Origin of the sequence: Streptomyces sp. KPB2, assembly GCF_003950055.1 — a bacterium.
GTDB lineage: Bacteria > Actinomycetota > Actinomycetes > Streptomycetales > Streptomycetaceae > Streptomyces > Streptomyces salinarius.
This window is the reverse complement of record NZ_CP034353.1, coordinates 7,565,473-7,577,501: the sequence shown is the minus strand read 5'-3', so window position 1 is coordinate 7,577,501 and position 12,029 is coordinate 7,565,473. Positions and strand designations below refer to the sequence as shown.

General features: G+C 73.0%; 13 protein-coding genes. 6 read left to right on the top strand and 7 right to left on the bottom strand.

Annotated elements, in window-relative coordinates; genetic code table 11:
* The first annotated feature begins 42 nt into the window (after positions 1-42).
* Entirely contained in the window at positions 43-1,497 is a 1,455-nt protein-coding gene (locus tag D1J63_RS34295) for a benzaldehyde dehydrogenase (RefSeq protein ID WP_125634360.1), read from the top strand.
* Between the two features lie 90 nt (positions 1,498-1,587).
* Complete coding sequence (locus D1J63_RS34290) at positions 1,588-2,856, top strand: aromatic acid/H+ symport family MFS transporter (protein WP_125634358.1); 1,269 nt, start codon at positions 1,588-1,590, stop codon at positions 2,854-2,856.
* Between the two features lie 112 nt (positions 2,857-2,968).
* Here D1J63_RS34290 and D1J63_RS34285 read toward each other — a convergent pair whose 3' ends face one another.
* Together D1J63_RS34285 and D1J63_RS34280 are read right to left on the bottom strand one after the other, a co-directional pair.
* On the bottom strand, positions 2,969-3,736 hold the full coding sequence (locus D1J63_RS34285; protein ID WP_125634354.1) for a PepSY domain-containing protein: 768 nt from the start codon (positions 3,734-3,736) through the stop codon (positions 2,969-2,971).
* Positions 3,737-3,841: 105 nt separating this feature from the next.
* Complete coding sequence (locus D1J63_RS34280; RefSeq protein ID WP_125634352.1) at positions 3,842-4,828, bottom strand: LysR family transcriptional regulator; 987 nt, start codon at positions 4,826-4,828, stop codon at positions 3,842-3,844.
* Between the two features lie 215 nt (positions 4,829-5,043).
* Here D1J63_RS34280 and snpA point away from each other — a divergent pair, with 215 nt between their 5' ends.
* The gene (gene snpA, locus D1J63_RS34275) at positions 5,044-5,742 is read left to right on the top strand and encodes a snapalysin (RefSeq protein ID WP_102931968.1); all 699 of its coding nucleotides are present in this window, start codon (positions 5,044-5,046) and stop codon (positions 5,740-5,742) included.
* Positions 5,743-5,879: 137 nt separating this feature from the next.
* Positions 5,880-6,140 carry a hypothetical protein gene (locus tag D1J63_RS34270; protein ID WP_125634350.1) on the top strand — a complete coding sequence of 87 codons (261 nt, stop codon included), beginning with the start codon at positions 5,880-5,882 and terminating at the stop codon, positions 6,138-6,140.
* Positions 6,141-6,157: 17 nt separating this feature from the next.
* Here the strand turns inward: D1J63_RS34270 and D1J63_RS34265 are convergent, their stop codons facing one another.
* Complete coding sequence (locus tag D1J63_RS34265; RefSeq protein WP_125634348.1) at positions 6,158-6,844, bottom strand: adenosylcobinamide amidohydrolase; 687 nt, start codon at positions 6,842-6,844, stop codon at positions 6,158-6,160.
* 176 nt (positions 6,845-7,020) lie between these two features.
* On the opposite strand from D1J63_RS34265, the gene D1J63_RS34260 reads away from it, so the two are divergent.
* A complete protein-coding gene (locus D1J63_RS34260) occupies positions 7,021-7,371 on the top strand; it encodes a hypothetical protein (RefSeq protein ID WP_125634346.1) in 351 nt (116 codons plus the stop codon).
* Between the two features lie 64 nt (positions 7,372-7,435).
* On the opposite strand, the gene D1J63_RS34255 is transcribed toward D1J63_RS34260, so the two are convergent.
* Positions 7,436-8,632: a globin domain-containing protein gene (locus D1J63_RS34255; protein WP_125634344.1), complete on the bottom strand. Its 1,197-nt coding sequence runs from the start codon at positions 8,630-8,632 to the stop codon at positions 7,436-7,438.
* A gap of 73 nt (positions 8,633-8,705) precedes the next feature.
* Positions 8,706-9,152 carry a nitric oxide-sensing transcriptional repressor NsrR gene (nsrR, locus tag D1J63_RS34250; protein WP_125634342.1) on the bottom strand — a complete coding sequence of 149 codons (447 nt, stop codon included), beginning with the start codon at positions 9,150-9,152 and terminating at the stop codon, positions 8,706-8,708.
* A 149-nt stretch (positions 9,153-9,301) separates the two neighbouring features.
* On the opposite strand from nsrR, the gene D1J63_RS34245 reads away from it, so the two are divergent.
* Entirely contained in the window at positions 9,302-9,739 is a 438-nt protein-coding gene (locus D1J63_RS34245) for a hypothetical protein (RefSeq protein ID WP_125634340.1), read from the top strand.
* Between the two features lie 17 nt (positions 9,740-9,756).
* On the opposite strand, the gene D1J63_RS34240 is transcribed toward D1J63_RS34245, so the two are convergent.
* The gene (locus D1J63_RS34240) at positions 9,757-11,478 is read right to left on the bottom strand and encodes an MFS transporter (protein WP_125634338.1); all 1,722 of its coding nucleotides are present in this window, start codon (positions 11,476-11,478) and stop codon (positions 9,757-9,759) included.
* Positions 11,475-11,927 carry a MarR family transcriptional regulator gene (locus tag D1J63_RS34235; protein ID WP_232250093.1) on the bottom strand — a complete coding sequence of 151 codons (453 nt, stop codon included), beginning with the start codon at positions 11,925-11,927 and terminating at the stop codon, positions 11,475-11,477. The genes D1J63_RS34240 and D1J63_RS34235 overlap by 4 nt, the downstream gene beginning before the upstream one ends.
* Between the last annotated feature and the right edge of the window lie 102 nt (positions 11,928-12,029).

Below are 12,029 nucleotides of genomic sequence, written 5' to 3'. Positions count from 1 at the left end.
CGACCGGAAGACCGACCGAAGATCCCGACGAGAGGGAAGACGATGACACTCCTGGACAGCGACGTCTGGGGCGGGAAGTTCCACAGCGACGGCTGGCGGGACTCCCCCACCGAGCAGCCGGTGACCGAGCCCGCCACCGGCGACCGGCTCGGCACGGTGGGCCTGGCCACGGCCGAGGACGTGAACCGCGCAGCCGCCCGGGCCGCCGAGGCCCAGCGCGAGTGGGCGGCGACCTCGCCGCAGCGGCGGGCCGCGGTGCTGCGGCGGGCGGGCGAGCTGTTCACCGAGCACGCCGCCGAGATCGAGGACTGGCTGGTGCGCGAGGCCGGCTCGGTGCGCTCCAAGGCCGCCTTCGAGGCGGGGCTGGCGATCGGCGAGTGCTTCGAGTGCGCCGGGCTTCCCACGCATCCGCAGGGCGAGGTGCTCACCTCGGAGGACGCCCGCTGGTCGCTCGCCCGGCGCCGCCCGGCCGGTGTCGTCAGTGTGATCGCGCCCTTCAACTTCCCGCTCATCCTCGGCCTGCGGTCCGTGGCCCCGGCGCTGGCGCTCGGCAACGCGGTGCTGCTGAAGCCGGACCCGCGCACCGCGGTGAGCGGCGGTGTCGTCATCGCCCGGATCTTCGAGGAGGCGGGGCTTCCGGCCGGTGTCCTGCACCTGCTGCCGGGCGACGGGTCGGTCGGCCGGGCGGTCGTGGAGGCGCCCGAGGTGCGGGTGATCTCGTTCACCGGTTCCACGCCGGTCGGGCGGGCGATCGGTGAGCAGGCCGGGCGGCTGCTGAAGCGGGCGCACCTGGAGCTGGGCGGCAACAACGCACTGGTCGTGCTGCCGGGCGCGGACGTCGCGAAGGCGGCCTCGGCGGGCGCGTTCGGCTCGTATCTGCACCAGGGGCAGATCTGCATGACGACCGGCCGGCACATCGTGCACGAGTCGCTGGTGGAGGAGTACACCGCCGCGCTCGCCGCGAAGGCCGAGGCGCTGCCGGTGGGCGACCCGGCCCGCGAGGACGTGGCGCTGGGTCCGATCATCGACCGCCGGCAGCTGGAGCGGGTGCACGGCATCGTCACCGACAGCGTCGCGGCGGGCGCGAAGGTCGCCGCGGGCGGCGAGATCGACGGTGCCGGCTACCGCGCCACCGTGCTGACCGGCGTGACCACGGACATGCCGGCCTGGCGCGAGGAGATCTTCGGCCCGGTGGCGCCCGTCGTCTCCTTCTCCACCACGGAGGAGGCCGCGCGGATCGTCAACGACTGCGAGTACGGGCTGTCGGTCGGCATCCTCGGCGACGTCGGTACGGCGATGAAGCTCGCCGACCGGATCGACTCCGGCAAGGTGCACATCAACGAGCAGACGGTCAGCGACGAGCCCAACGCCCCCTTCGGCGGGGTCAAGGCCTCCGGGACCGGCTCCCGGTTCGGCGGCGCCGCCGCCAACGTCGAGGCGTTCACCGAGACCCAGTGGCTCACGGTCCGCCCGGACATCGCCGACTACCCGTTCTGATCCCTCCGGTCACCCGTACCGGTCCCTCCCGGCCGCCCCGGCCGGTCCGGCTCCGCTCACTCACACCCGTCCCCCGGGGGGAGAGTCATCATGGCTTCCACCACCACGTCCGGCGCGCCCGCGCAGACCGGCCGCGCCGTCGGCGGCACCTGGACGGTGATCCTTTGCTGGATCACCGTCCTGCTGGAGGGCTACGACCTCGTCGTCCTCGGCGCCATCATCCCCACCCTGCTCAAGACCCACCATCTCGGCATGACCGCGGGCGACGCGACCACCATCGCGACGCTCTCCCTCGTCGGCGTCGCCATCGGCGCGGTCTGCGTCGGACCGCTGGCCGACCGGCTGGGCCGGCGCCGCCTGCTCATCGGCTCGGTCGTGCTCTTCTCGGTCCTCACGATCGTGGTGCCGCTGGCGAACTCCGTCGCGATGTTCGCCGCGCTGCGTCTGCTCGCCGGTCTGGGCCTGGGCGCCTGCATGCCGGTCTCGCTCACGATGATGGCCGAGCACATGCCGGCCAGCCGACGGGCGCGGGCCAGCACGCTCACCATGACCGGCTACCACACCGGTGCGGTCATCACCTCGCTGCTGGCGCTCCAGGTGACCGACAACTGGGAGATCCTCTTCTACCTGCTCGGCGTCGTCGGTCTCGTGATCGCCGCGATCCAGTGGTTCAAGCTGCCGGAGTCGGCGGCCTTCGAGCGGGCCAAGCGGGACGGGGCGCAGCGGGTGCCGTTCACCGAGCTGCTCAAGCCGGCCCACCTGCGCGCGGGCATCGGCATCTGGGTCGCCTCCTTCATGGGCCTGCTGCTGGTCTACGGCCTCAACACCTGGCTGCCGAAGCTGATGAACGACGCCGGCTACCCCGTGCCGACGGCCGTCACCCAGCTCCTGGTGCTCAACATCGGCGGCGTCGTCGGCCTGGTCCTGGGCGGGTTCGTCGCCGACCGGCGGGGCATCAAGGGCACCACCATGGTGTGGTTCGCGGTCTCGGTGCTCATGCTGGGGTGCCTGAGCATCAAGATGGAGAGCGACCTGCTGCTCAACGTCGTCGTCTTCTTCACCGGCGTCTTCGTCTTCTCGGCCATGGTGCTCGTCTACGCCTACGTGACGCACTTCTACCCGGCGTCCGTGCGGAGCACCGCGCTCGGTTCGGCGTCCGGGATCGGCCGGATCGGCTCGATCGTCGGCCCGTCGATCACCGGCGCGCTGGTCGCCTCGGGGGTCGGTCACCCGTGGGGCTTCTACTTCTTCGCGGCGGTGGCGGTGCTCGGATTCCTGGCCGTGGCGACACTGCCGCGCGGCGGTGGGAAGGAGTCGGCCGAGGCCGTACCCGCGGCGCCCGCCGCACCGGCCGGGTGACGCCCCGACCCCACCATGAGGAACGGGAGCAGTGGGCCGCCGTGGCCCGCTGCTCCCGTCGGTGTCCGGGGGGGTCTCTCAGTCCTTGTCGACGCTCAGTCCTTGTCGACGCTCAGTCCTTGTCGACCTTCTGGCTCAGCACCTTGCCGTTGGCCGCGTCGACGACGACGGAGGTCTTGTCCCAGCTCTTCTTGTCGACCACGTCGACGTCCCAGACGACCTGCTGGTCGTCGTTGTCGCCGAGTTCGACATGGGTGACGGTGCCCTTGGCCTTCGCGGTGGCCGCCTTGACCGCCTGCTGCGGCGTCTGCTTGGCCTTGTCCAGCCACTCGGTGATCTGGGTCTTGTCGTCGGGGTCCTGGTCCGGGTCGACCATGGTGCGGAAGACCTTGCCGCTCACCGCGTCGATGTCGATGCGGTGCAGGGTGCCGTCCGACTGGGCGACCTTGGCCTCCCACTCCGGGGCGCCCTCACTGGGGGCGGGGTTCGGCGTGCTGAGACCCGGCGAGCCGGTCGGCGAGGCCGTCGGCGACGCGGTGGCATCGGCCTCCGTGCGCTTGAGTTCGAGGTCCACGAGCTTGCCCTCGGGGACCTCCTTGACGGCGGTGTCGGCGGCCTTGTCCCAGGTGACCTTCGCCTTCGAGACGAGGTCCTTGCGCTCGGTCTTGTCCTCGTTCATCGAGGCCGTCGGCGAGCCGGTGGGGGACGGGGACTGGGTATCGGTGGCGGTCGGGGACGGCGACTCGGTCTGAGCCGCCTCCGCGACGCTGGAACGGGTCGTATCGGCGTTGGTGCAGGCCGTCAGCAGCAGGGCGGAGGCGCCCAGGGCACCCGCGACGGCCAGCGAACGCACGGGGGGAAGTCGTCGTGCAGAGCTCATGATGCTGTCCGTAACCGCTTCGTCACGCAGACACACCGAGCCGGTATGAAAATCACCCTTTTGGCCGGAGGGTGCGACGCCCCTTGGTCACGCACCGGGGCGGCCTCAGCGGGCCCGCACGAACTCCACCCGGTCGCCTCCCCCGGCGGCCACCGGGCACCGGGGCAGCGTCCGGACCCCGCCCCCTTCCAGCCACTCCCGGTACGCCGTGGACTGGCGGGCGACCTCCCAGTACGCGTCCTCCAGCGCCGGGAAGACGGCGTCCAGCTCGGCCCGGGTGCGGGCGGCCAGCAGCAGGCGCACGCCGAGAGGGTCGCCGTACAGGCGCCGTACCGCCAAGTCGGGGCGGGACTGGGAGCTGGGCTGGCAGACGGTGACGACCTCGCCGGTGGCGACGAGGGAGGCGGCGGTGTGGTAGTCGCCGTGCAGTACACGGGGGTTGAGGCCGACGGCGCGGAGCATGCGGTGCACGCCGTCCCATTCGCCGTCGACGGTGGGGTCGATCATCCACCGGTCGTCGGCGAGGTCGGCGAGACGGACGACGGGCCGGGCGGCCGCGGGGTGGTCGGCGTGCAGCATGACGAACTGCGGTTCGCGCTCGACCAGGACGCGTACCCGCAGGCCCTCGGGGACGTGCAGGGGGCTCCCCTCGACCTCGTGCACGAAGGCCACGTCGAGCTGACCCTCGGCGACGCGGCGGAGCAGCGCGTTGGCGGAGACGTCCATCTGCAGGGTGGGTTCCAGGCCCGGCCGTCTGAGCCGGCGCAGCCAGCCCGCCAGGGCGCGGCTGGCCGTGGAGCCGACCCGCAGTCTGCTGTCGCCACCGGCCGCGGCGGCACGGGCCTCGCGGACCAGGGTGCTCATGTCGGCCAGCAGCGGACGGGCCCGGCCGAGGACCGTCCGGCCGAGCGGGGTGGGACGGCAGCCGGTGCGTTCCCGGACGAACAGCGGGCCGCCCAGGGCCTGTTCGATGCGGGTCAGCTGGGTGCTCAACGTGGGCTGGGCGACGCCCAGTTGGCGTGCCGCCCGGTGCAGGCTGCCGGCGTCGGCGATGGCGCACAGCGCGCGTAGGTGCCTCACCTCGAGCTCCATGCAGGGAGCGTAGGGCGGAACAGTTGGTTGCGCCAGGTGAACAAAAGGCGGCGGAACAGGGCGAGTTCTGCACTCTGGTCAAACTCGCAACGACTGGCCGGGCGGTGGGTGATAGCCCCGCCCTATCACCTCTTGCCATCATCACAGCGGGCTTCCGGGCGCCCCACACTCACCGGTGACGGCTTCTCCCCACTCCCCCACTCAAGGAGTCATCGATGCGTATCAGCCTGCCCCTGCTGTCCACCGCGGTCGGTCTCGGCCTGACGGCCGCCGTGCTCGGCACCGGCCCCGCCGCGACGGCCGCGGCGCCCCAGGAGCCGGTCCGGGCGGCCCAGGCGGCCCAGGTCGGCTACCTGCCCTCGGCCGGCTCGGGCGAGGACGCGGCCGCCAACCGCGCGTTCTTCGAGGCGGTCGTCAAGTCCGTCGCCAAGAAGCGCGCCGCCAACCCGTCGCCCTCGGCCGCCGCGGCCGTCACCGTCTACTACAGCGCCGCCAACGCGCCGAGCTTCCGTACCCAGATATCCCGCTCCGCGCAGATCTGGAACAGCTCGGTGTCCAACGTGCGGCTCGCCGAGTCGAGTTCGGGCGCGGACTTCGCGTACTACGAGGGCAACGACTCGCGCGGTTCGTACGCCTCCACGGACGGGCACGGCAGAGGCTACATCTTCCTCGACTACCGGCAGAACCAGCAGTACGACTCGACCCGGGTGACCGCCCACGAGACCGGGCACGTGCTCGGCCTGCCCGACCACTACTCCGGGCCGTGCAGCGAGCTGATGTCGGGCGGCGGCCCCGGCCCGTCCTGCACCAACCCCTACCCCAACTCCAACGAGCGCAGCCGGGTGAACCAGCTGTGGGCCTACGGCTTCCAGGCCGCCCTCGACAAGGCGCTGGAGAAGACCTCCCAGCGCTGACGTCGCGGTGAACGACCGTGCGGGCGGCCCGGCCGGGCCGCCCGCGCGCACGTCTGCGCTCGTCGCGCTCCGCTTGCGCAACGCCCTTGCGGGTACCCGCGGTTCACTGCGAAGTGGCGATTCCGAAGGGGTCGGACGTGGACGAGCGGAAGACAACGGTCGACGACGGTCTGGGCGATCTGGAGCCGGGGACGAGGCAGCGTGCGCAGTTGCGCGTCCGCGTCGCCGACATCGCCTGGACGGCCCTGTGCGTGCTGCTCGCGCTGTGGGCCGTGTGGAGTGCCGTCGATCTGGCGCGGGGCGCGACGGCGTGGGTGTACTGCGCCGTGGCCTGGGTGTTGCTCGCGGCGGCGCTGACCCTGCGTGTGGCGGCGGTCCGGCGCGGGACCTCGCTGTAGCGGCGAGGTCCCGGGCGTCACGGGGTGGAGGGCAGCGCGGCGCCCACGGCCCGGTGGACGGCGCGGGCCAGCCGGGCGCCCCACTCGGAGCGGGGGCCCGCGAAGGCGTGGACCTCGCCGCCGTCGCCCGGGGTTCTGGCGGCGACGCACACCGCGTCGGTCGGGGTGCCGGAGCAGTCGAGACCGTCGTCGAGCAGTGCCTGGACCTTGGCCTCCGTCGCCGTCATCACCGCATTGACGAGGGCGGCGTCACTTAGCGCGACGGGCAGCGCGACGACAATGTTGATCGTTCCGGGTGGTGCGGCCCCGGTGGCGCCCTGCTCGGGCACGGCCGCCCAGCCGCGCACCGAGATGCCGGCCGTCGCCACGGCCTCGACCCCGCCGTCCCGCGCGCGGCCGGGTGCGGTCACGTCGGCCGCCGTCATCAGGCCCACCCCCGGGCCGCCGGCCCCGGCGGCCCGGGCCAGGTCGGCGAGGTGGCGTGCGGGGTCGGTGCGCCGGTAGCCGTGGGCGACCTGGGCGTTGAGCACCCAGGCGCGATCCGCGATCCCGCCGCCCAGTACGGCGCTGCTGGCCATCCGCCAGCCCGGTCCCGGGCGCCACAGCAGGGCGTGCAGGCGTTCGCCGTCCTCCAGCCGGGTCAGGTGTTCCAGGTCCAGCAGGCAGGCGCCCCCGGCTCGGGGCGGAGGCAGGAGGGCGGGCACGTTTCGGGGGCTCCCAGCGGCGTTCGGCGGAGGTCGGAGGCGGACCGGACGATGGTACTCACCGCCCGTGTCGCGGCGGCCGGCCGCCCGGTCGGCCGCGGGGCGCATTGCGGACCCGGGTCCGGGCACCTTCACTGAACACAACTTCGCCACGAGGCGACGGATCGGAGGCCGCGATGCTGTCCCACACCCTGGAGCATGGGGTCCTGGTCATCACGGTGGACCAGGACCCGGGAGTCGACGGGCGGGCCACCCTGACCACGCAGATCACCAACCTGGTCGACGCCCATCGGCCGGCCCCCGTCGTCATCGTCCTGACCGAGCGGGCCGACGGCCATGCCGCGGTCAGTGCGGTGCTCCGGGCGCATCAGTGGTGCGGGCGGCTCGACGTCCTGATGTCCGTCGTGACCCACAGCGCGCCGGCCCGGCGGCTGCTGGAGAACAACGCCGACTCCTCGGGTCCGCGCCTGGTGGTGCACGCCCGCGTCGACACCGCGATCAGCACCGCGTTCACCGCGGCGGTCTAACGCCCCCGCGGGAGTTCCGCGGCGGCCGGGCTCCCCGCGCCCGGCCGCCGTCGAGCCACCGCTGCTACTGCTGTCCGAGCCAGAGGTCGGGGCCGAAGACCTCGTAGTGGACGGCCTCGGCGGGCACCCCTCGGCTCAGCAGGTCGCCGCGGACCGCGCGCATGAAGGGCACCGGTCCGCACAGGTAGGCCGTGAGGCCCTCGGGCAGGTCGAGGCCGGTGAGGTCGGCGCGGCCGGTGGACGCCTCCGGCGCCCCGTCACCGGGCTCCTCGTACCACAGGTGGAGCCGGGCGTCGGGCAGCGCCCGTATCAGGTCGAGCTGCTCCTGCCGGTGGGCGTGGTCGTCGGGGGTGCGGTCGGCGTGGACGACGGTCACCGGGCGGGTCGAGCCGCCGGCGGCCAGGTGGTCGAGCATCGCCAGCACGGGGGTGACGCCGATGCCGGCGGAGGCCAGCAGCAGCGGGCCGTCGTGCTCCGCCAGGGCCAGGTCGCCGAACGGGGCGGACGTGGTCAGCACGTCGCCCTTGCGGGCGTTCGCGTGCAGCCAGGAGGAGACCTCGCCGTCGGGCCGCCCGTCGCCCCGGACGCGCTTGACGGTGATGCGCAGGTCGGGCCGGCCGGGCGCGGCGGACAGGCTGTACTGGCGGATCTGGCGGGCGCCGTCGGGCAGTTCGACCTGGACGCTGACGTACTGGCCCGGACGGAAGGTGGCCGGGGCGCTGTCGTCGGCGGGGCGCAGGACGAGGGAGACGGCGTCGGCGCTCTCCTCGATCCGGTCGACGATCTCCATGGACCGCCAGACGTCGCCGGCCTCGACACCCGTCTGCGCGTAGAGCCGGGCCTCGAGGGCGATGAGCGCGTTGGCCATCAGCCAGTAGACCTCGTCCCAGGCGCGGGCGACCTCGGGGGTGACGGCGTCGCCGAGCACGTCGACGATGGCGGCCATGATGTTCTCGTGGACGATCTTGTACTGGTCGGGGGTGATGCCGAGCGAGGCGTGCTTGTGCGAGATGCGCGAGAGCATCACGTCGGCGCGCTGGTCCGGGTTCTCCAGCAGCATGCCGGCGAACGCGGCGATGGAGCCCGCCAGGGCCCGCTGCTGCTCTCCGTTGGCCTGGTTCCCGCGGTTGAACAGGTCCCGCAGCAGCTCGGGGTGGGCGTCGAACAGCTTGCGGTAGAAGACGTCGGCGATGTCACCGATGGCCGCCCCGACGGCGGGAAGAGTGGCTCGGACCACGGGAACGGACTGTTCGGAGAGCACAGCGACTCCTTAATTGGTAGATGAGATTCGTGTTTTGGGTCACAGCTCGGCGCCCCTTCGGGAGCGCCGCCCGTCACCCCGGAGGACGCTCCGTCAGGCCGATCAGGACCGGTCCGGCCGGCGAGGCCACCAGGTCGGTCACGGTCAGCGGGTCGAGCGCCGCGTAGAACGCCTCCTGGGCCTCGCGCAGCGCGCCGCGCAGTCGGCAGGCCCCGCGCAGCGGGCACGGGTTGTCGCCCTCGCAGTCGACCACCTCGGCCTCCCCCTCGAGTTCGCGGACCAGCCAACCCACCGAGGCGCGCCGCCCCAGACCGGTCAGCGTCAGCCCCCCGCCGCGACCCCGCCGCGCCTCCACCACCCCCAGGTGTTGCAGGCGGGTGATGGCCTTCGCGGCATGCGTGTACGGCACACCGACGACCTCGGCCACCTCTCGGGTGGCCATCGGTTCGTCACCGTCCCGCACCACGGCCAGGCGCATGACGGCACGCAGCGCCAGGTCGGTGAACTTCGTCAGCCGCATGCCGGAAAACTATCAAATGCGCATGCTAGATTCGCCTTTACCCGGGGTACGGGCCCTGTGCAGTGCGTCACTGGACCGGCCGCCCCGGAAGCGGACCGCCCAACAGGGCGGCGCACCGGCACGGTTGGGACAGGGATCGGCGGCATCTGATGGCAGTGCAAGACAGCGGCTCCTCCGACACGGCGGCGGACGCACCCCTCCCCCGGTTGCTGTGCGACACGGCGGAGCTCGTGTCCCTGGGCGGCGACGCGCCGGGCGGCGCCCTGTGGAAGCTGGCGGAACCGGGACGGCAGCTCGACGCCAACGTCGTCCGCCTCCCCGCCGGGGGACGGGTGGACACCCACACCGAGCCCGACCTCGACGTCCTGCTGCTCGTCCTCGACGGTGCGGCCCGCCTGGACTCCGCCGACGGCGGGCATCCCCTGCGCGCGGGCGTCCTGACCTGGCTGCCGCACGGTTCGACCCGGGCCGTGCTCGCCGGGCCGGACGGGGTGACGTACCTGACCGTGCACCGCCGGCGTCCCGGCATGCGCATCCAGCCCCCGGAGGCCGCCGACCGGCTGAGGCGGTCGCTCGACGGCGGCTGACCGGGGGCGGGCGGCGGTCACCGCGTCTCGGCGCGCAGCTCCGTGAGGGACCCGGCCGTCAGGGGGCGGGGCTCCGCACCGGGGTCGACGAGGACCACGGTGCAGGTGGCGGCGTGGGTGAGGGCGCTGGTGAAGCTGCCGTCGGCGAACTGGGTCAGCGGGCCGCGCGGGGAGCGGCCGACCGCGACCGTGCGGGCCCCCGCTTCGGCGGCATGCCGGGCCAGGGCGCGGCCCGCGGCGGCATGGTCTCCGACGCCGGTGAGGATCTGGCCCGTGGCGGCGACACCGAGGCCGCCGAGCCGGTCGAGGTGCGCGGTGACGGCGGCCCTCGCCTCCGCGTCGGTCTCGGTGTCGGCGGCCTGTTCCTCGACGACGGCGGTCTGCCGTACGTGGACGACCTCGAGCGGGCTTCCGGTGTCGCGGGCGAGCCGTGCCGCGGCGTCCACGACGGCGGCCGCCCCGCGGTGCGCGCCCACGGCCACGATGACGGGCGGCGTGCCGGTCGCGGCCGGGGAGCCGACGGGGGTGAGCGTCGGGGTCACGGGTTCTCCCTCGCCGCTGTCCGTCTCGGCCCGGCGGAGCAGTCGGTGACCACTGGCCAGGACGGGGACCGCCAGGAGGAAGGTGGCGGCGCCGAGGTAGAAGGGGACGCTCAGATCGGTGGCGTCGGCGAGCTTTCCGGCGACGTAGGGCGCCAGGCCGCCGCCGATGAAGCGCAGGAAGCCGTACGCGGAGGAGGCCACGGGACGCTCGACCGGGGAGACGAGCATGACGGCCTGGGTGGTGAGGGTGTTGTTGATGCCGATGAAGGCGCCGCTGACGACGACCGCGACGATCACGGTGGTGGGGTCGGTGACGCCGGCGGCTATGACGGCCATGACGACGGCGAGGCCGAGCAGGTTGGCGTAGAGGACGGGCGCGGTGCCGTAGCGGGCCTGGAGGCGCGGGGCGAAGAAGACGCTGAAGGCGGCCACCAGCAGGCCCCAGCCGGTGAAGACCAGGCCGAGCTCGTGGGCCTCCAGCTCCATCGGGTACGGGGCGTAGCCGAGCATGGTGAAGAAGCCCCAGTTGTACAGCAGGGCCATGATGCCCATGGTCAGCAGGCCGCGGTGGCGCAGCGCCTTCAGCGGGGCCAGGGGCGAGGTGACGCGCTTCGGCTTGGGCAGGTCGGGGACGAAGGCGAGGGTGGCGATCAGGGCGACGGCCATCAGGGCGGCGACGCCGAAGAAGGGGCCGCGCCAGCTGATGCCGCCCAGTTCGCCGCCGAGCAGGGGGCCGACCGCGATGCCCAGGCCCAGGGCGGTCTCGTAGAGGATGATCGCGCCGCTGAAGCCGCCGCTGGCGGAGGCCACGATGACCGCGAGCGAGGTGGCGATGAACAGGGCGTTGCCCAGCCCCCAGCCGGCCCGGAAGCCGACGATGCCGTTGATGGAGCCGGTGGCTCCCGCCAGGGCGGCGAAGACGACGATGACGGCGAGGCCGGTGACCAGGGTGCGCTTGGCGCCGATGCGGCTGGAGACCCAGCCGACGAAGAGCATGGCGACGGCGGTGACGATCAGGTAGCTGCTGAACAGCAGGGAGACCTGGCTGGGGGTGGCGTCCAGACTTTCGGCCAGTGCCGGCAGGATCGGGTCGACCAGGCCGATGCCCATGAACGAGATGACACAGGCGAAGGCGACGGCCCAGACCGCCTTGGGCTGCCGGAAGGGACTGGCGGCCTTTCCACGGGGTGCACTCATGCGCGGTCTTCCTCCGAGATTTCCTGACGGTTGTCGATGACCCGGGCCAGGGCCAGGAGCGCCGTGGTGGTGGCCTGCCGCTCCGGTCCGGTCATGTCCTCCATGAGCTGCTGGAGGGCCGCGGCACGCTCGGCGCGCCGCCGGGTCAGAACGTCGAGTCCGGTGGACGTCACCGCCACGAGCACGCCTCGGCCGTCGCTCGCGTCGGCGGTGCGCCGGACCAGTCCCGCCCGTTCCAGGCGCGTGACGAGCTGGGTCATGTTCGGCTGGGAGACGCCCTCGGCCCGGGCCAGCTCGGTCAGGCGCCGGGGGCCCTCACGGCTGAGCCTGGCCAGCGTCGAGGAGGCGGCGGTGCTCAGGCCTCCGGTCCGGGCGCTCTGCCGCACGTACCGGATCATCTGCTCCACGGCGACGATCAGGTCGTCGGGGCCCTCGGGCGAGGTGTCCATAAGCGCATTATGCATTTAGATGCAACGTGAAACAAGATGGACCGGGCGGCCCTTCCCCTGTTGCGTCCCGCCGTCTCAGGGCACTACTCCTGCAGAGAGCGA